Genomic DNA, 20127 nt, shown 5'->3' on the forward strand with positions numbered 1-20127 from the left:
TGTGTTAATTGTTAGTCTAAACCTACTTTTCTACAAACTCACGGGTTACATCTGTTATCTGATGGCCGTCGCAACGATACACAATGCCCGGAAATTCTTCCAGAAAGCGTATATTGTGTGTGGTCATAATGATAGCCGAACCTGACCGACAAATAGAGTGTAACAATTCTACTATGGCTCTACCGGTTTCCACATCGAGGTTTCCGGTAGGCTCATCTGCCAGGATGATTTCGGGTGAGTTCAGGATAGCACGCGCAATCACAATACGTTGCTGTTCCCCACCCGACAGTTCATTCGGCATTTTATATCCTTTGTTCTCCATGCCAACCTGCAGGAGCACTTCTTCAATACGATTTTTAATTTGTTGTTTGCTCTTCCAACCGGTAGCCCGGAGAACAAATTCCAGATTGTCATAAACGGTACGGTCCGTCAGGAGTTGGAAGTCCTGAAAAACAATACCCAGTTTACGCCTGAGTTGCGGGATGTGCTTACGCTTGATCTTTGCCATAGAATGACCTAAGACCTGCGCTTCACCGCTTTTTATATCTAATTCACCATAGATGGTTTTCAACAGACTTGTTTTACCTGTTCCGACTTTGCCGATCAGGTACACAAATTCACCTTTGTGTAGTTTCAGGTTTACTTCATTGAGTACACAGAGGTCTTGTTGATGTATATCTACATTTGTATAGTGAATTAATGCTTCTTCCATGTATCACTGTGCCTTTCTTTCAGTTCACGCACAAGGTCTTCAATACGATAACCTTTGGATGTCAATAATACAATCAGGTGATAAATCATATCGGAACCTTCGTAAACCATGCGGTCATCGCTTCCGTTGGTTGCTTCGATAATCATTTCTACCGCTTCTTCACCCACTTTCTGCGCCATACGGTTTATACCGGATTGGAACAAACTGGTGGTATATGATCCTTCGGGCATCTCCTGGTGACGTTTATCAATAAAGTCTTGCAGGTGTTTGAGGAACATGATATCGTTTATCTCGTTCTTCTCGCCCCAACAGGTGTCTGTTCCTGTATGACAAACCGGGCCAACCGGATCCGCCATAATCAGCAACGTATCCTGATCACAGTCTTCTTTTATAGATACAACGTTAAGGAAATTTCCGCTTTCTTCTCCTTTGGTCCACAAACGGTTTTTCGTACGGCTAAAGAAGGTTACTTTTCCTGTTTCAAGGGTTTTATCATAAGCTTCTTTATTCATATAGCCTAACATTAAAACCTTGAACGTGGTATTATCTTGTATGATAGCCGGAACAAGCCCGTTCATTTTATCAAAGTCTATATTCATCTCGTTTTTATCTGTTTTTATTGTTGGTTATAATCTTACAGTTATACCCTGACTGCAAAGATACGATTTTAATTCGGGAATTTTAATCTCTCCAAAGTGAAAAACGCTGGCTGCCAGCGCAGCATCCGCTTTTCCCTGGATAAAGACATCACGGAAATCTTCCTTCTTTCCTGCACCGCCCGAGGCTATGATAGGAATTGACAAACCGGTAGCAAGTTCGGCCAAGGCTTCATTGGCATATCCGGTCTTTACTCCATCGTGATTCATGCTGGTGAAAAGAATTTCTCCGGCGCCACGTTCCTGGGCTTCGCGCGTCCAGCTCATTAGCTCCTTATCTGTTTCTATGCGACCACCATTAAGGTAGCATTTCCAGCCATCGGAAGTCTGCTTGGCGTCTACAGCCAGTACACAAACCTGGGAACCGAAGTGTTTGGCTATTTCGTCAATCAACCCGGGGTTACGGATAGCCGAGGAATTGATAGATACTTTATCGGCACCGGCGTTCAGCAAGCGGTCTACATCGCTCAATTCGTTGATACCACCACCTACGGTGAAGGGTATGTTGATATTGGCAGCAATGCGGGTTACCAGCTCGGTGAAGGTTTTACGTTCTTCATGGCTGGCGGTAATATCCAGGAATACCAACTCGTCAGCTCCTTGCTGACTGTAAGCACGTCCTAACTCAACCGGATCACCGGCCTGGCGAAGATTGACGAAGTTTGTTCCCTTTACGGTCTGTCCGTCTTTGATATCCAAGCAAGGAATGATTCTTTTTGCTAACACAATTTTATTTACGATTTAACGATTTACTATTTACGATTGAAAACACAAAGCCTGACTACTGACTACTAGCTACTAAAATCATAGAGTTCTTTCATGGTGATACGGCCTTCGTAAAGGGCTTTGCCGAAAATGACTCCGGGTACTCCGGCCTCATCAAGGGCAATGATATCTGCCATGCTGCTTACGCCGCCGCTCGCCATTAGGTAGAGGTTGGAATGTTTCTCCAGAATCCCCTTATAGAGTTCCGTAGAAGGGCCTTGCAGCATGCCATCCCGGCTAATATCCGTGCAGATCACTTTTTCGATGCCTTTATGTATATAGTCGTCCAGGAAGGAGAAAAGCTCTACGGCTGTTTCATCTTTCCACCCGTTTACTGCAATCATGCGGTCTTTCACATCGGCTCCCAAAATGATTTTCCCGCTTCCATAGCGGTCTAACCAGCGGGTAAATAGTTCGGGGTTCTTCACGGCGATGCTTCCTCCGGTAACCATTTCGGCTCCATTGTCAAAAGCGAGGATAAGGTCTTCATCGCTTTTGATCCCGCCACCAAAGTCAATGATCAGGGAAGTGCGGGAAGCAATCTGCTCCAACGTGCGGTAATTGACAATGTGGTGCGAGGCCGCCCCGTCAAGGTCTACCACGTGCAAACGGCGAATGCCATTGGCTTCAAACTCCTTGGCAACCTCCACCGGGTTCTCGTTATATACTTTCTTTGTGCCGTAATCGCCCTGCGAAAGGCGTACGCACTTACCATCAATGATGTCAATAGCCGGTATCAGTTCTATCATAGTTCCAAAAAGTTTCTAAGAATGCGTTCACCTACTGCCCCACTCTTTTCCGGGTGGAATTGCGTGGCGTAGAAATTATCTTTATGCAATGCAGCACTAAAGGGTAATATATAGTTGGTATCTGCAATGGTATATTCGTTGGACGGAACGTAGTAGCTATGTACAAAGTAAACAAACTCCTCGCGGGTAAATCCTTTAAACAAGTTTGTTTTTGTATCCAGCAGCGTATTCCAGCCCATATGGGGCACTTTATCGGATTGATTTTCAGGGATGAAGCGTTTTACATCGACATCAAAAATGCCCATACAATCGGCATTACCTTCTTCGGAGTGGCGGCACATTAATTGCATGCCTACACAAATACCGAAAACCGGCTGGCAGAGGTTTTTAATCACTTCATCAAGTCCTGTTTCCCGAAGGTGGTTCATGGTTGTTTCAGCTTCGCCCACTCCGGGGAAAATTACTTTATCGGCGGCCATGAGTTCTTTTTTATCTGCCGTGATCATTGCCTCTACTCCGAGGCGCTTCAGCGCATAATCCACCGAGCGGATATTACCTGCATTATATTTTACTACTGCTATCATTAGAGTTGAAAGTTGAAAGTTGAAAGTTGAAAGTTGAAAGTTGAAAATTATAGCTCCGCTATCGGTCAGTTAAAATGCAAAAATAATATATATATTTCATTCTGGCATTTTCAACTTTCAATTTTCAACTTTCAACTTAGCTAAATATTACGGTTTTATTTTTGTAGGCGAGTACTTTTCGCTCAATATGTTTCTGTACGGCTCTGGAGAGTACAATTTTCTCCAGATCTTTCCCCTTGTTTATCAGGTCGGAGATGGCATCCTTGTGTGTAATACGAACCACGTCTTGTTCAATGATTGGTCCGGCATCCAGTTCGGTGGTCACATAGTGGCTGGTAGCTCCGATAATCTTCACCCCTCTCTCAAATGCAGCATGATAAGGTTTTGCTCCCACAAATGCGGGTAGGAAAGAGTGATGTATATTGATAATCTTATCCGGATATGACTTGATCATATCTTCGGAAATGATCTGCATATAGCGTGCCAATACAATAAAGCTTATCTTATGTTGCCTCAACAATTCCATTTCCTTGGCTTCCTGTTCTGCCTTATTTTCTTTGGTGATAGGAAAAACATGGAAAGGGATTCCAAAACGCTCTCCTACATGCTGCAGGTCGGGGTGGTTGCTTATGATAAGTGGAATTTCCACATTCCACTCGCCGGCAGTATAGCGAGCCAGTATATCATATATACAATGAGACATTTTTGAAACGAAGATAGCCATACGCGGCTTCACATCGGAGAAGTAAAGACGAAAGCTCATCCCGTATTTCTGAGCATAGAGGGTTTCGAAATAGTCTTCAATCTTTTCTTTGGGTACCAAGAAAGTGGCAAGTTCCCACTCGATACGCATGAAGAACATGTTCTCCGTATGGTCAACGTATTGATCCAGATAGATGATGTTTCCTTTATTAACGGTTATAAAGTCGGTAACCTCTGCCAGAATACCGGGTTTATCGGGACAGTGTAATAACAGTTTGGCTGTACTCATATTCATTTTTGATATTATCTGTCATTAAAATCATTCTTTGAGGGCACAAAAGTAACGAAATTATGCCAATTCAGAAACAATACGAACAATAAGTTTAAAGATAAACCTAGAAATCTTTCTAAAAAAAGTGCGCAAGACTATTGCAGGTTTAAAAAAAACATCTACCTTTGCATCCGCAATCGAGAGAGATTGTTACCCTAAAAAGTAAAATTGGTGTGGTAGTTCAGTTGGTTAGAATACCTGCCTGTCACGCAGGGGGTCGCGGGTTCGAGTCCCGTCCATACCGCTTAAAAGACTGACAATCAGTCGATTACGAAGACAAAAAGCCTGTAAAATAGCATTTTACAGGCTTTTTTTATATCCCTTTAGGACACACTAAAGTCATTAAAAAGCCAAAGTCGGACAGAGTTCCGTTACCAAATCATTACCCATTTTCTAAAAAAACAAAAAGGTAACGAATGTCGCGATAAGGCGTTGATTTGTCGCAATTTGGCGTAGCAGAAATTCCTCATATGAGATCACAAGAAAGTAATTTTGTAATCTTAATAATTGAGTAATTATGCGTAGTACATTTAAAATTCTTTTCTACATTAAAAAGAATGCGATTAAGAGCAATGGGAAAGCTCCCATAATGGCAAGAATAACCTTAAACGGAGAAATTGCCCAGTTTAGTGTAAAATGCGAGGTTGACCCCGCAGATTGGAACCCCAAAGCAGGAAAAGCGAATGGCAAGTCTGCAAGTGCCATTAAGTTGAATGGGTTATTGGATAATTTCAGAGCAAGTCTTACCCAACATTACAGAGAAATAACAGATTGGGATAGTTGCGTTACTGCCGAAAAAGTTAGAAATGCTTTTTTAGGCTTACAAACTCGTGAAGATTCCCTGTTGGATTTATTCGACCATCACGTTGAAAATCTCAAAGCACAAATAGGAAAGGATGTTAGTCGAGATACATATATGAAGTATTTGCGGACAAGGAACAGGCTCTATGATTTCATGAAATACAAGTACAATATTTCAGACATACACCTGAAAGAAATAAACCATTCTTTTCTTTGCGATTTTGAGGTATATATGAAAACGATGCATAGTTGCGGACAAAATACTACCGCTAAATTCATGCAGAGATTGAAGTCCATAATTCTTATAGCTAAAAGCAACGGGTGGATTAAAGTCGATCCCTTCCTAAACTATAAGCTGCAATTTGAGAAGTCTGAAAGAGAATATCTGACAGAGCCGGAATTGGAAGCTATTATGAAAAAGAAATTCCCTATCAAACGCCTTGAAACCGTAAGGGATGTATTTGTTTTTTCGTGTTTCACGGGTTTGGCATATGTTGATGTTTTTAATTTACGAGAAAGTAATATCCGAACCACCTTTGACGAAAGTCTTTGGATTATTGGTAAACGTGTAAAAACTGGCGTTAGTTATAGAGTCCCTTTATTAGATATTCCTATGAGAATTATCGAAAAGTATAAAGGAACTTTGCCAAATGACGAAATATTACCTATCATAAGCAATCAGAAGATGAATTCTTATTTGAAGGAAATTGCAGCCGTGTGTGGTGTTGATAAGAATTTGTCATTCCACCTCGCACGCCACACGTTCGCTACAACCGTAACGCTATCAAAAGGCGTGTCAATAGAAAGCGTAAGTAAAATGTTAGGTCATACCAACATTAAAACGACACAAATCTATGCTCGGATTACCGATAATAAGATTAGTGATGATATGACTAATCTTGCAAGCAAACTTAAAAAATTGGAAACAAAATTTGCGATTAATCAATAAATAAATCTCATGGAACTACAAATCATACAAAGTAAAATTTACGAAATCAGAGGGATGCGTGTCCTTTTGGATTTTGATTTAGCAGAAATGTATCAAGTAGAAACAAAAAATCTAAAACGTGCTGTAAGGCGTAATATGGAACGCTTCCCGGAGGATTTTATGTTTGAACTAACAGATAGTGAAAACGAAGACTTGAGGTGCAATTTTGGCACCTCAAGTTGGGGAGGTAGTCGTTATCCCCCATTCGCATTCACCGAACAAGGGGTCGCCCAACTTTCGAGTGTACTCAACAGTCCTTTAGCTATTCAAGTAAATATATCAATTATAAGGGCTTTCGTTGCTTTACGTCAATATGCACTGGGTTACGCTGAATTAAATCGTAAATTGGAGGATTTTATGATAGAAACCAATATGCAGTTCAGCGATATTTATCAGGCTCTTACGGAACTTGCTTCACAAAAGGAACAGGAAAACAAGCCCCGTAAGCGCATTGGTTTTAATGTTCAACAAGATGAAGAAGAATAATATAATTATGGAACGGGGATATATCAAAATTAAAGAAAATGATGAAAGTCAGCTGATTGTTGAAGCAAAACTCGTAAATTGCACCCTGTGGATGACAAAGCATGAGATAGCTGATTTATTCAACGTATTTGTTAGCTCGGTTGGTAATAACCTGCGGTCAATATTCAAATCAGGCTTATTGCGGGAAGAAAACGTTACGCAAATACACAAATACGAGAACAGCGGTCGTCAATGTGAAATGACTTTATACAATCTGGAAGCATTGATTTTTGTCAGTTATCGAATAGCTTCGTTTGAAGCGCAAGCGTTCAGGGAATGGGTTATGAAAGCATTAACCGAATATACCCGGACGAAACCGAAAAGAGAAGCAGATGTTTTGATTGTGTACAACCTATCATCAAAACTTCCTGCAATAACATTAAATTAATTCAAACTCTTATAAACAGAAATATAGTCATGAAAAATGTAATCTATCTATTAATTGCGGTTTTCTTGGTTTCCTGCGTGCGGCTCAAACTCATCAAAGAGCAACTATGAAAAAACCATTACTGGCTATCTGCTAAAAGGTAGCGACACAAAAGAAAATCTCAACTTCAAAATTGTTGAGTTAAACGAACAGGGTAATGTTACCGTTGCCGACAGTATCGCTTATCTTACTGACGAGTTTAGAAAAGATAAGCAACCAGTAATCAGCCGTATTGAACTTGCCAAGAAAATGAGTGAAGATCTATTGGCTCAAACCAAAAAACAGAGTGATATAGATAAATACAATGCGGATATTGCCGTTATGAATACCCGTATAGATTCACTCAAAAACCTTGTGCCTGATAACTTACAAGGATACGATAAAAGAAACACCAGTGATGTACTTGCGATTATTGTCAGATGCAAGTATTCCGTTCAACTATCGGGAACTCCTAAAGAAGAAACTTTCGATTTCTACCTATCTCCTGATGGTAGTAAATGCTACGAAAAGAAAGGTATTTAAGAAAATCATATAAAACAGAAAGCCTATTTCGATGCGAAGTAGGCTTTCTGTTTTATATATCTGCTACGCCTTTATGAAATTCTTTCTCACAGCGTTATTGTCGTATATTTTATCCTCGCTTAAAACCCAACCCATTTCTTCAGGTTTTTGTGAGAATAGTGATATTCCCTTTTCGAGAGTTTCGGGAATATATGTGATAATAATTTCATCAATTAAATCATTATCGAGAAGCATTGATGTTAGTTCGGCTCCACCAACAAGCCAAATATCCTTCCCGTTCTCAGCTTTAAGTTTAGAGATTGCTTCAACAGCATTTTCGGTAATGAAATTCACTCCTTCTTTCTCCATTATTGGATTGCGCGTAACAACATAGACATTCTTATCCTCATATGGCCAGAGAATATCCATTATTCGCATATTGCGATAGGTATTACCGCCCATTATAACGGTATCGACCGAATCTACAAAGTTTTTGTGATCTTCTTTCGAAGGAACGGGATAGCCGATTAACCAATCCAAATCGCTGTCTGGTGTAGCGATATAACCATCATTCGATGCCGTAATGTACAATTTCAACTTTTTCATGCCCTTGTCCTTTTATAAATTCATCCTTCAAGAACATTCGCCAGACCAAAAAAAGAAGCGTGGAACTCACACTGCTCCACCACGAGGTACTGGCATACCCAAAGAAGAAGACAGGCAAGCCCACGCTATACAGTTGTATAGCATGAACATTGCACTTAGGTCTCTTCTTTTGATAAAACTTGCCAGTTTTCGTAGTGAGACGTTCAGCGAACGTTATGTTATATATATGAATTGTAGAATGTTGAGTTCTACAATTATACAGTCTTAATACTTCCGCAAAGATAGTGATTTAAGTTGAAATATATACTATTGCACTTTGTTCATATCTCCATGTTGGATGATTCATGCAATCTTCCGAATAATGTCTGGATTGAAGATATTTTCCAATTCTCGAAAATCCTTATCAACAGGATATGCTTCCAATTCATTGTCTTGAAACGGCTTTATCATACTAATGATGTCTTGCTTTGGCGAATTAGGGTTTAACCAGTTGTCAATATCCTTGTCAGGGAGGATTAACGGCATTCTATATGGATTCTGACCACTGTTATGGATTTCTTTCATCAAGGAATTCGCTGAAGTAGTAATCATCACATAAGATAAGATTTTCTCTCCTGTCATCTGGTCAATCCACAAATCCCACATTCCACCGATTGAGAGGATTTCAGCTTCAGGCATGTGAATATAGTATGGTATTTTCGAGCCATTGGGGTTTTCATGCCACTCAAAGAAACCGGTAGATGGAATAATACAGCGTTGCAAGGATATGACCAGTTTATATGGCCATGTTTCAAACACACTTTCTGCCCTTGCATTTTTATACCAGTTCTTTTTGTCTTTTTCGATAATGGTTTCCCTATCTTTTGTCAAGTGAGAGACAAGTCCCCACCACATGGGTTGTAGCTGGTTGGAATGGGTAATAATTGCCGAGAACGGACTTTTGAAGGCGGGAATGCTATACGCACCTTCAGTAAGGTCTAATATTTCACCATTCCTGCGTTTTTCCTCCATGATTTCCTGCCAAATTTCAAGAATATCTGTCTTTCTTCCATAACGCTTGGCTAAAGCTAATGCCCGTTTACTTTGACTATTGTAGAAACACATATCTATTTGGTTTTAGGGAAGTCGTTTTTCCTTGTGGTATAACAAGGCGATAGTCGCTCTTGTTTTATTTTCCATTGCTCACCGTCACCAAGAACTGCTTACTTTAGCGTATTACGACCATATTTATCATTGGTGCGGTCTAATACTTCCATCAAACGTTTGTGTTTTTCACGATCGATTTTGTCCCAAATGTTCCCTTGCACGGCATTTTGATTACAAATATCCATCAACATCACCCCCGCTTTTTTATATTTATAGCCGGGACGGAATATCTTCTCTAATCCTTCCGCAACGTAGTCCACAATTTCCATACTTGAATTGCTTGCCACCGGAAGATTAATGATAATATGCTGACTATATTGGGGCAAGTCTTGTCGGAAAGGATTGGTATCAATAAAAACGAGAACCGATTTTGCACAACTCTTTTGCTTTCGCAATTTAGCCGAAGCCATACAAGCATAATTAGCAACCGCTTCTTTTACTATGGCAAAATCTTCTATCATCTTCCCAAAAGAGCGAGAAACCATAATGCTTTGCTTATCCGGTTCGACCGGAGCCATCTTTATACATGGCTCTCCCACAAGCTCACGCCATGTGCGTTCTCCAACCACCGTCATGTGTTTCCGAACCCACGCCTGTGGCAGTTGTGTGAAGTCATAAGCAGTGTGAATCCCTTTTTCCTGTAATCGTTTACTGTGCTGTCTTCCGATGCCCCAAACGTCTCCAATCTCTGTTTGCTGAAGAGCTTTTATTCTCTTTTCTTCAGTGTCAATTGAGGCTGTCTCACAATGATGAGATGGCCTTTTTTCGTTTTTCCTTTTTTCTGATTGCTTTTTCTCTTTTGTTTCCGATTCGTTCTTTTTTATAGTCTACATTGCTTCATATAATCCCTTTTTCCAATATTCCGGTTTAATAAAGGTTTCATAGGGGGGGGGTATTTTGGCCCTATGATGCTACTTTAGCTATATTATGTGCAATAGCCAGTAACCCAAACTCCACCTCAACTTTGTTTTTGCCTTTGCAAAGGAATTGTTTGAAGTTCTTGTTGTTTTTTAGATTTCCAAAGGTAGCTTCCACATCCTGTGGCCTATTACAGACGATCTTATTTCTGGTATTTTTCAAATATAGAAGTCGTTATTTGCGACTATTTCAGTCATCAATTTCATATTCCGTACATCACCATCCGTTATATACATATAATAAAATAACAAATACCTATGATTTAGTACACTATTGACTTCGCGCAACCTTTTTGGACTAGATTATAGAAATTAGGAACTGATAGTTAGGTTTTACTCTTATTATTAAGCAAGCTAATAGAATTGTTACTTCTATTTTTGTGTGTCACTTCACATGCAAATGTGACCTAATATCTAATTTGTTTAATTTTAATTTATCAGTATGAAAAACAACAAACATGCCGGTAACTGTGCATCCATCTTCCGGCAGATGCTCTTAGCTATCGTTTTTTTTGCAGGAGCAACTACCGCCCTGGCACAGAACCGGAACATCACCGGAACAGTGGTAGACCCTCGCGGAGAGAGCATTATTGGCGCCAGTGTACTGGAAAAAGGTACATCGAATGGTACTATTACCGATATTGATGGTAATTTTTCTCTATCCGTAACATCGAATACTATCCTGCAAATATCTTATATTGGATATGTGTCCCAGGAAATCAAGGCAGAAACAGGCAAAACCATGCGAATCGTATTGTCGGAAGATACACAAACTTTGGATGAAGTAGTTGTGGTAGGCTTCGGTACACAAAAGAAAGTAAACCTTACAGGCTCCGTGGGACTTGCCGATGCTAAAGACCTGGAATCACGTCCCGTAACATCGGCTACCCAGGCCTTGCAAGGTATTGTGCCGGGATTGCAGATTACAACGAACACCGGAGAGATGGATAAGGATATGAAGATTAATATCCGGGGTACAGGTACTATTGGCGAAGGTTCGAGTGGCTCTCCGCTGATTCTGATTGATGGTATGGAAGGTGACTTGAACAGTGTGAACCCGCAGGATATCGAAAATATCTCCGTATTGAAGGATGCTGCGGCTTCCTCTATTTATGGTTCGCGCGCACCGTTTGGGGTAATACTTGTTACAACCAAGAGTGGTAAGGCAGGAAAGATTTCGGTGAATTATAATAATAGTTTCCGCTTTTCAAAGCCGATCAACCTGCCCGAGTCAATGGATTCGTACACATTTGCCAACTACTTCAACGCTGCTCATTTTAATAATGGCTCCAACCAATTCTTTTCGGATCAGGTGATGCAGAATATGCTCGATTATCAGGCGGGAATATTAACAACTAACCTGCCGGCTTCGTCTAACGGACAATGGGGTAAACCACAGTACGATCCTTACACTAATGCCTATGCCAATACAGATTGGTATAGGGAGATTTACAAGAGTGAGGTCTTCTCGCAAGAACATAATATGAGTGTTACGGGTGGTAGCGAGAAAGTTAACTACTATGCTTCATTCAATTATCTGGAACAGGGTGGGTTGCTACGCCATGCCGACGATGGACTGGATCGTTATAACCTGACAGGGAAAATGAACGCCACTATTACAGATTGGCTGAAATTTAACTACAACATTCGCTTTACCCGGAGCAAGAACTATCGCCCAACATATTTCGGTGATTCGTTTTACGATAACTTCGGTCGTTCAACCTGGCCCAATCTGCCTGTGAAAGATCCGAATGGGTATTATTATGGCAACGGCAATGACGGTGGAAATCCGGCTATGGCTATGGCACTGGGTGGCAAGCGTTCGTCCGTTACGGATCGCCATTATTATCAGGGAGCACTGATTCTTGAACCCATAAAGAATTGGGTTACACATGTAGAATTAAACTACAGCATCATGAATTATGATCTGAAAGAAACTTCCTTGCCGCGTTACGATCACAATGTAGAGGGTAACCTGATTGATACACAGAAGAACTCGTATCTGTATCAGGAACAGAAGAAGGAGAACTATATGAATCTGAATATTTATAGCGAGTACAACCATTCTTTTCTTGATGCCCACAATGTGAAGGTGATGGCAGGATTTCAATCGGAAGAGATGAAGCAAGATGTCTCATCTGTGCAACGGTACGGTGTAATGATAGAGGGTATGCCTTACTTTGATCTCACTACCGGAACTAACGGAAAAGGGAGTGCTATGGCTACAACGGTGAAAGGTAATGGAAGTGAGTGGGCTACGGCTGGCTTCTTCGGACGTTTGAACTATGACTACCAAGGACGCTATCTTGCCGAAGTAAACTATCGGTACGATGGGACATCGCGCTTTCGCAGGGGAAGCCGGTGGGAAACGTCTCCATCATTCTCAGCCGGATGGAACATCTCCAACGAAAGTTTTTGGGAACCATTATCGGGTGTGGCCAATCTGCTGAAACTTCGTTTTTCGTATGGGCAGTTGGGCAATCAAAATACCTCAGGCTGGTATCCAACATATCGCATCATGGATTTGAAACCCTCAACAGGCACATGGCTCAATAATGGCGCTAAGCCAGATGTTTCCAGTGTGGGCGAACTAATCAGTACAGCACTTACCTGGGAAACAGTACGCACATGGGATGTCGGAGTTGATTTTGGATTATTCTCCAATCGCCTTACCGGTTCATTTGATTACTATGTACGCTATACTGACAATATGGTTGGACCAGCACTGGAATTACCTAAAACATTGGGTACTGATGTGCCTAAAACAAACAACTGTGACCTGAAAACTCAAGGATGGGAACTGTCAGTGAACTGGCGTGATCGATTGAAGAACGGTCTGGGATATAGCGTGGGGGTATCCCTGTCCGATGCGGTAACTTACATCGAAAGTTATCCGGGTAACAGCACCAATTCAATAGACTCTTATATGGCTGGTCGAAAGATGGGCGAAATATGGGGATTAGAAACCGTAGGTATTGCTAAAACAGATGCTGAAATGCAAGCACATCTTGATAAAGTGGGTGGACAAGCTGCTTTTGGCAATAAATGGGCAGCCGGAGATATTATGTATGCCGACTTGGATGGAAAACCTGGTATTACCGAAGGTGCACGCACGTTGGATGACCATGGCGACCTGAAAGTTATTGGTAATAGTACGCCACGCTATTTCTTTGGTATTGACTTAAGTGCCGACTGGAAAGGTTTCGATATGCGTTGTTTCTTTCAGGGTGTAATGAAACGCGATTACTTCCAGAATACGGGTCACTTTTGGGGCATTTATTCAGGTGTGTGGAGATCACGCGGGTTTAAAGTACACGAAGATTATTTCCGTGCTGAACCCATCGGGTTACCCGGACACGAAATACCTGCCAATATGGATGCTTACTATCCACGCCCTATTGTGGATAATGGAACCTCAATGAATCACCGTACGCAAACTCGTTATTTGCTTGATGCATCTTATATCCGTCTGAAAAACTTCCAGATAGGCTATACCTTGCCGGGAACATGGATGCAAAAGATTGGACTAACGAAGTGCCGCGTATTCCTCTCGGGAGAGAACTTATGGACAGGTACGAATCTGACGAAGTTGTTCGATCCGGAAACGATAAACGGTGGTAGCAATAATAAGAATAACTCACAGACGTACATGTCGGGCAACGCCTACCCGTTATCCAAGACCTGGTCGTTTGGCTTAAGTGTAACCCTTTAATTTAATACATACAATGAAAGTGAGAAATTTATATAAAATTCTTGCGGCTATAATCCTGTTGACTGGACTATCGGCCTGTGATGACTTTCTGGATCGCGAACCGAAGGCGAAGATTGCTCCCGAAACATATTTCGTAAATGCATCACAAATGCGTTCTTACTGCGACGCATTGTACTCGGATATTCTGCCCTCACATGGAACAGGCAATACGTATGGTATCTTTGCACAAGACGCAGGTACAGACAATCAAACGGGGAAAGATGTGCACAACCGTTTTACAAGCGATCTCTGGAAAGTGCCTAACAAAGAAGGAAACAATTGGCTATTTACACATATCTATAAGTGTAATTTTTTCTTAGCCAATGTACTACCACGTTATGGAGAGGCGGCAGACGGTAGTGCCAATATCATTGAGGGCGACCTCAACGAGATTAAGCATTATCTGGGTGAGATGTACTTCTTGCGCGCTTGTGAATACTTTAAGCGTTACCAGATGTTTGGTGACTTTCCTATAATCACCGAACCGCTTCCTGACAATATGGAAATACTTACCGAGGCTAGTATGCGTAAACCGCGTAACGAGGTGGCGCGTTTTATTCTTGCCGATCTGGATAAAGCTATCGACCTGTTGGGTGCTAAAACCATGTCTACTATCCGTATTGGCAAAGATGCAGCTATTTTACTGAAATCGCGTGTGGCACTTGTTGAAGGTACCTGGCTGAAGTACTTCAAAGGTACAGCTTTTGTGCCGGGTGGTGAAGGATGGCCAGGAGCTGAAAAGGAGTATAATGCAGGATATCAATATCCCACAGGTAGCATCGATGGCGAAATAAATTACTTCCTCGATATAGCTATGGAAACATCGAAAACCATTGCCGAGGCATATAAGGGAAAGTTGACAAAAAACACGGGTAGCCTGCAGCAATCAGCTACCGAAACTCCCAATCCATACTATGACATGTTTGCACAAGACGATTTGTCGTCTGTTTCTGAGGTACTTCTGTGGCGCCAGTATGCACAGAACCTGGTGGATCACAACGTAAATGTGTATGCCAACCAAGGTAATAATAGTGTAGGTGTAACTCGCGCTTACGTAAACAACTTCCTGATGGCCGACGGTACACCAGTGTACACGCATGGCACGTATGCTAACGGCGATGGATATTATATGGGTGACAAGGAGATTGCTGATGTACGCCGGAATCGCGATTCTCGCTTGGTACTTTTTCTCAAAGAGCCGGGACAAAAGAATATCTTGTACGAAAATCCGATTGGTACTGAGGCTTGGCTGACGGAGCCTTATCCAAAGGTAACAACAAACGATCGCGGATCGGTTACGGGTTATTTGTTGCGCAAAGGGGCATCATTCAACCAGAAGCATTATCTGAACAGTCATGGATTCACTGCATCAATCGGCTATCGGGCCACTGAAGCTTTGCTCAACTATATGGAGGCGAGCTATGAACGCAATGGTACACTTGATGCTGCGGCACGAGAATATTGGCAGATCATCCGTCGACGAGCACACGTGAGCGATGATATCGATGCCACGATTGCCGCTACCATTATGACAAATGAAGCCCCCAATGATTGGGGAGCATACTCAGCCGGGCAATTGCTGACGGATGCCACCCTGTATAATATACGCCGTGAACGTCGCAGCGAATTGCTGGCAGAAGGATTGCGCTACATGGATCTTTGCCGTTGGAGAGCAATGGATCAGTTGATGTCTACACCGGCTTACCACATAGAGGGATTCCACCTTTGGGGAACGTCAATGGAAAGCTGGTACACAGATTTGGTTGCCGATGAAACGGATGCGGCAACAGTCTCCTCACGTGATAAGAGCGAATATCTTCGTCCATACCAGAAGACGCCTAAGCAAAGTGGATACAACGGACTGACGTGGAAAATGGCGCACTACCTCACGCCAATAATGGTGAACCAGTTCCTGCTGACAGCATCGGATGGCAAGAGTGTGGAAACATCGCCTATCTATCAAAATCCATACTGGCCGGTAGAGGCAGATCAATCGGCAAGAAAATAATGGTAGAAAGAACAGGATGACACAGAGGTCACTTCTGAAAATAGGCGGAAGTGACCTCTTCTTTAACGATATAGGTATTATTTAATAAATCACTCCATTAAAGTATGAAACATTGTATTTTAATATGTATCTTTTTCTTTGCCGGCTGTACGGTTAACTCTACCGAGGATTACCATAAACTTATTCGCAACGGCGTTCCTTGGTACGATACCGATGGCAACATTGTAAATGCACATGGTGCCTGCATTGTGGAAGATGGTGGTCGCTATTATCTTTTTGGAGAGTGGAAATCTGATCAGTCTAATGCCTTTCCGGGATTTAGCTGTTACTCTTCGGACGATTTAGTAACCTGGAAGTTCGAGAATGTGGTTTTAGGGGTTCAGCCCGAAGGCATCCTCGGTCCTAATCGCGTGGGCGAACGTGTAAAAGTCATGAAATGCCCATCCACAGGTGAGTATGTGATGTATATGCATGCCGATGATATGGGATACAAAGATCCGCATATCGGCTATGCGACTTGCAAAACTATTGCCGGAGACTATGAGTTTCATGGTCCTCTGCTTTTTGAAGGTGAACCCATTCGCCGCTGGGATATGGGTACTTTTCAGGATACTGACGGGACAGGGTATTTACTGATTCATCATGGAATCATTTACCGGTTGAGCGAAGATTACCGTTCAGCCGAAGCTAAAATATTGGAGCATTTGCAAGCTTCAGGCGAATCGCCTGCTATGTTCAAAAAGAACGGTCTTTACTACCTCCTTTACTCCGATCTCACCAGTTGGGAGAAAAACGACAACTACTATTTTACAGCTTCATCTATCGAAGGTCCCTGGACACGTCAAGGTTTCTTTGCTCCTCAAGGTAGCCTCACTTACTATTCGCAAACCACTTTTGTATTTCCACTGGTGCGCGGTACGGATACCATTCCAATGTTTATGGGCGACCGTTGGTCGTATCCTCATCAGGCATCCGCTGCTACTTATGTCTGGATGCCTATGTCGGTCGATGGCGAGCATCTTTCCATCCCTGAGTATTGGCAAAGCTGGGATGTTGATAAATTGCAACAGGTCGATCCCCTAAAGGGAAGCACCCCAATCGTCCGAAATCGTTTCAAACTAAATAACGAGACCGATTGGAATACAGACAACGGTCAGTTAACTTCAAGGGTTGAAGGTAGTACACTCGAGGCTTCTTTCCGGGGTACTCGTATAGCCATCGTTGGCGAATCGAATGCCAACAGTGGTTATGCCCGCATTCGTATATTGAATGCCAATAAACAGGAAGTTCTTTCTACATTGGTTGATTTTTATAGCAAGAAAACAGATCGGAATATGCGTTTTCTAAGTCCGGTGCTTCCTTTAACTGATTATACACTGCAAATAGAAGTAACCGGTGTAATGCCTGTGTGGAGCGATAAGAGCAAAGCGCGGTTTGGAAGTACAGATAGCTTTGTAACTGTGGATGACATTGTGGCATGGTAACTCTATAAATAGAAGATATAAATCTTATGAAACTAAAATATATTTTTCTTATAGTCTTTCTTCTTCCAGCAACAGTAAGACTTCTTTCTCAAGAATACGGACGGAGCATTCAAAACATAAATTTGGGCTGGAAATTTCATGCAGGTGATTTACCCGATGGGGCTAACCTTGCACTGGACGATTCACTGTGGCAGAATGTGGACTTGCCACACGACTTCCAGATTGGGCAGCCCTGGGTTGAGCCCGATCCAACCGAGACTGGTAGCCTCAATCCGGCAGCCAACACTCGCACACGTCTTAGTGCTCGTGGATACAAAGAAATGGGAACGGGTTGGTATCGTAAAACCTTCGTCCCACATCTCTCATGGAAAGACCGTAAAGTGCTACTTGATTTTGAAGGAATCATGCTGGTAGGCGATGTTTGGCTCAATGGTATGAAAATAGGAGAAACCAATTATGGGTACCTTGGTTTCGAAATAGATATAACAAAATATCTTCGGTTTGATACTGAGAATGTTATTGCTGTGCGAGCTGATACCCAATCGCCAAAAAACTCCCGATGGTACACTGGTGGTGGGCTATTTCGTGATGTGAATTTCATTATAACAAATGCCGATGCTTCTTTTGCCCGGCACGGTATATACATCACCACTCCAAAGATAACCGCCCGGCAGGCAACCGTGGCTATTCAAACTGAAATAGAAAACAATTCCGGTCGGGATCTTGATACGGAAATTTGCGTCCGTGTTTTCGACCCCGAAGGTCACCTAATAGTTGAACAGACACATCCTTTGCTATTGGGAAAAGGCTATAGGGTACGCGAATACCCGTTACCGCAGCTTACTATAGAGATGCCTAAGCTTTGGTCTTGTGAAACTCCTAACCTGTATGTTGCTGAAATTACAATCCGCAATCGTATAACAAATGAGGAAATCATAGATCGACTGACGGAAACTTTCGGAATACGATCCATAGCCTACTCACCACATTCCGGTTTTGAACTAAACGGGAAGAAAGTACTACTCAAAGGAATTGCCAATCATCATGAACTTGGGGCCTTGGGAGCTGCTGCCTATGAACGTGCCATTGAGAAACGTTTTCAGCTACTCAAGGCTTTTGGTGTTAATCATATCCGTTGCTCCCACAATCCTTACAGCAAAAGTTTTCTCAAGCTGGCTGATACATACGGTATACTCATCGTGGATGAGCTTTTTGATAAGTGGAGTCAACAATATGCCGGTTATCGCATCCCCTGGATGCAATTATGGCCACAAGCCATCCCTGAGTTTATCAAGCGAAGCCGTAATCACCCTTCTGTTATTATGTGGAGCTTGGGTAACGAACTGCAAATGTGGTGGGAGAACGAATATTACGACTGGGGAGTAACACCCTATAAACTCCAGGATGTTTTGGTGAAAAGGTATGATAAAACCCGTCCCACTACCGTAGCCATGTTTCCACGCCGTCGCAACGGAAATGCGGATTTACCACCTGAACTGGCTCTCGAAACAGAAATAACCAGTTACAACTATCGCTACAAAGACTTTAAAGAGGATAGCCGGATGTATCCCAATAAAATATTCTACCAAAGCGAAGCTAGTGTCAATGGTATGGGTCCCAATTATTACGGAATGGAACTTGATAAAGTAATCGGTTTGGCTTATTGGGGAGCAATAGACTACCTCGGAGAGTCGGGCGGTTGGCCGCGTAAAGGCTGGGATCGTGGAGTGTTTCAGATGTCTTTAGAACCGAAGCCCCAGGCCTGGCTTATGAAAAGCCTCTTCGATGATACTCCTGTAGTGCATATGAGCGTAATGAACAAAGCTGATAATAACCCCGAGGTTTGGAATGAGGTTAAAGTAGGTATACTGCCTTTAACCGATCACTGGAACTATGAACAAGGAAGTATAGTGGACCTTTATATTTATACCAATGCTGATGAAGTTGAACTGATTATTAACAACAAATCTGTGGGTGTTAGGGAAAACGAAAAGGATAATCCGGAAAAGCGCAATATTATACATTGGTCTGATATCGGTTATCAGCAGGGAAATATCACAGCTATTGCACGTATAAACGGCAAAGAAGTAGCTCGTCATAAACTGGAGACCACAGGCAAACCTGTTGCTCTACAATTAGAAGCAGATAACTGCAATTGGCAGGCTGACGGATTGGACTTGCAACATATACGCGTTTTCGCAGTCGACTCTAAAGGTCGCCGGGTACATCAGGCAGAACACGCTGTGAGTTTCCAATTGCAAGGCGATGCTCGTATTGTTGCTGTGGATAATGGAGACATTCGTTCCGAAGAACTACACGTGGGACATGAACGACGGCTCTATCAAGGTAGCGCACTTGTTATTTTACGGGCGGGTTGTAACCCTGGCAGTGTTATGCTTACGGCCTCTACGCAGGGGCTTAAGCCGGCAAAGTTGAAGCTATCCACTCATTAGTACCAACTATATACAAGAGGA

General features: G+C 42.3%; 18 protein-coding genes, 1 tRNA gene and 1 pseudogene. 9 read left to right on the plus strand and 11 right to left on the minus strand.

Features of this window, described 5'->3' with window-relative positions:
* Window positions 1-22: 22 nt before the first annotated feature.
* The 6 genes from D0T87_RS20315 to purU all read right to left on the minus strand — a co-directional run bounded on the left by D0T87_RS20315 (window position 23) and on the right by purU (window position 4457).
* The gene (locus tag D0T87_RS20315) at window positions 23-712 is read right to left on the minus strand and encodes a cell division ATP-binding protein FtsE (protein WP_163177529.1); all 690 of its coding nucleotides are present in this window, start codon (window positions 710-712) and stop codon (window positions 23-25) included.
* Window positions 697-1311, minus strand: coding sequence for a bifunctional phosphoribosyl-AMP cyclohydrolase/phosphoribosyl-ATP diphosphatase HisIE (gene hisIE, locus D0T87_RS20320; RefSeq protein ID WP_163177531.1), 615 nt, complete (start codon window positions 1309-1311; stop codon window positions 697-699). Before hisIE ends, D0T87_RS20315 begins: the two co-directional genes overlap by 16 nt.
* A 27-nt stretch (window positions 1312-1338) precedes the next feature.
* Entirely contained in the window at window positions 1339-2094 is a 756-nt protein-coding gene (hisF, locus tag D0T87_RS20325) for an imidazole glycerol phosphate synthase subunit HisF (RefSeq protein WP_163177533.1), read from the minus strand.
* Between the two features lie 65 nt (window positions 2095-2159).
* Window positions 2160-2882, minus strand: a complete 723-nt coding sequence (gene hisA, locus D0T87_RS20330) for a 1-(5-phosphoribosyl)-5-[(5-phosphoribosylamino)methylideneamino]imidazole-4-carboxamide isomerase (protein WP_163177535.1) — start codon at window positions 2880-2882, stop codon at window positions 2160-2162.
* Window positions 2879-3466, minus strand: a complete 588-nt coding sequence (gene hisH, locus D0T87_RS20335; RefSeq protein ID WP_163177537.1) for an imidazole glycerol phosphate synthase subunit HisH — start codon at window positions 3464-3466, stop codon at window positions 2879-2881. The genes hisA and hisH overlap by 4 nt, the downstream gene beginning before the upstream one ends.
* A 136-nt stretch (window positions 3467-3602) precedes the next feature.
* Complete coding sequence (gene purU, locus D0T87_RS20340) at window positions 3603-4457, minus strand: formyltetrahydrofolate deformylase (protein WP_203558748.1); 855 nt, start codon at window positions 4455-4457, stop codon at window positions 3603-3605.
* A gap of 212 nt (window positions 4458-4669) precedes the next feature.
* Between purU and D0T87_RS20345 the strand changes: the two genes are divergently transcribed.
* The 5 genes from D0T87_RS20345 (at window position 4670) to D0T87_RS20365 (ending at window position 7762) form a co-directional block, all read left to right on the plus strand.
* Window positions 4670-4743: transfer RNA gene (locus D0T87_RS20345), tRNA-Asp, on the plus strand.
* A gap of 273 nt (window positions 4744-5016) precedes the next feature.
* Window positions 5017-6249, plus strand: coding sequence for a site-specific integrase (locus tag D0T87_RS20350; protein ID WP_203558749.1), 1233 nt, complete (start codon window positions 5017-5019; stop codon window positions 6247-6249).
* A gap of 9 nt (window positions 6250-6258) precedes the next feature.
* Window positions 6259-6774: an ORF6N domain-containing protein gene (locus D0T87_RS20355; RefSeq protein WP_163177541.1), complete on the plus strand. Its 516-nt coding sequence runs from the start codon at window positions 6259-6261 to the stop codon at window positions 6772-6774.
* On the plus strand, window positions 6761-7201 hold the full coding sequence (locus D0T87_RS20360) for a hypothetical protein (protein WP_239063796.1): 441 nt from the start codon (window positions 6761-6763) through the stop codon (window positions 7199-7201). Before D0T87_RS20355 ends, D0T87_RS20360 begins: the two co-directional genes overlap by 14 nt.
* 54 nt (window positions 7202-7255) lie before the next feature.
* Entirely contained in the window at window positions 7256-7762 is a 507-nt protein-coding gene (locus D0T87_RS20365) for a hypothetical protein (RefSeq protein ID WP_163177543.1), read from the plus strand.
* A 63-nt stretch (window positions 7763-7825) separates the two neighbouring features.
* On the opposite strand, the gene D0T87_RS20370 is transcribed toward D0T87_RS20365, so the two are convergent.
* The 5 genes and pseudogenes from D0T87_RS20370 to D0T87_RS20390 all read right to left on the minus strand — a co-directional run bounded on the left by D0T87_RS20370 (window position 7826) and on the right by D0T87_RS20390 (window position 10573).
* Entirely contained in the window at window positions 7826-8347 is a 522-nt protein-coding gene (locus D0T87_RS20370) for a dihydrofolate reductase family protein (protein WP_163177545.1), read from the minus strand.
* A gap of 342 nt (window positions 8348-8689) precedes the next feature.
* Window positions 8690-9451: an SOS response-associated peptidase gene (locus D0T87_RS20375; RefSeq protein WP_163177547.1), complete on the minus strand. Its 762-nt coding sequence runs from the start codon at window positions 9449-9451 to the stop codon at window positions 8690-8692.
* Between the two features lie 2 nt (window positions 9452-9453).
* Window positions 9454-9534: pseudogene (locus D0T87_RS25180) on the minus strand (DUF4113 domain-containing protein); the annotation flags it as partial.
* Between the two features lie 15 nt (window positions 9535-9549).
* Window positions 9550-10011 carry a hypothetical protein gene (locus D0T87_RS20385; RefSeq protein WP_163177549.1) on the minus strand — a complete coding sequence of 154 codons (462 nt, stop codon included), beginning with the start codon at window positions 10009-10011 and terminating at the stop codon, window positions 9550-9552.
* Between the two features lie 385 nt (window positions 10012-10396).
* Complete coding sequence (locus D0T87_RS20390) at window positions 10397-10573, minus strand: transposase (protein WP_239063798.1); 177 nt, start codon at window positions 10571-10573, stop codon at window positions 10397-10399.
* Window positions 10574-10852: 279 nt separating this feature from the next.
* On the opposite strand from D0T87_RS20390, the gene D0T87_RS20395 reads away from it, so the two are divergent.
* The 4 genes from D0T87_RS20395 (at window position 10853) to D0T87_RS20410 (ending at window position 20106) form a co-directional block, all read left to right on the plus strand.
* Window positions 10853-14122, plus strand: coding sequence for a TonB-dependent receptor (locus tag D0T87_RS20395; protein ID WP_163177550.1), 3270 nt, complete (start codon window positions 10853-10855; stop codon window positions 14120-14122).
* A 13-nt stretch (window positions 14123-14135) separates the two neighbouring features.
* Window positions 14136-16169 carry a RagB/SusD family nutrient uptake outer membrane protein gene (locus D0T87_RS20400; RefSeq protein WP_163177552.1) on the plus strand — a complete coding sequence of 678 codons (2034 nt, stop codon included), beginning with the start codon at window positions 14136-14138 and terminating at the stop codon, window positions 16167-16169.
* Window positions 16170-16273: 104 nt separating this feature from the next.
* Complete coding sequence (locus D0T87_RS20405; protein ID WP_163177554.1) at window positions 16274-17653, plus strand: family 43 glycosylhydrolase; 1380 nt, start codon at window positions 16274-16276, stop codon at window positions 17651-17653.
* A gap of 26 nt (window positions 17654-17679) precedes the next feature.
* Entirely contained in the window at window positions 17680-20106 is a 2427-nt protein-coding gene (locus D0T87_RS20410; protein ID WP_163177556.1) for a glycoside hydrolase family 2 TIM barrel-domain containing protein, read from the plus strand.
* Window positions 20107-20127 lie beyond the last annotated feature (21 nt).

The organism is Bacteroides sp. 51 (assembly GCF_010500965.1).
Taxonomy (GTDB): domain Bacteria; phylum Bacteroidota; class Bacteroidia; order Bacteroidales; family Bacteroidaceae; genus Bacteroides.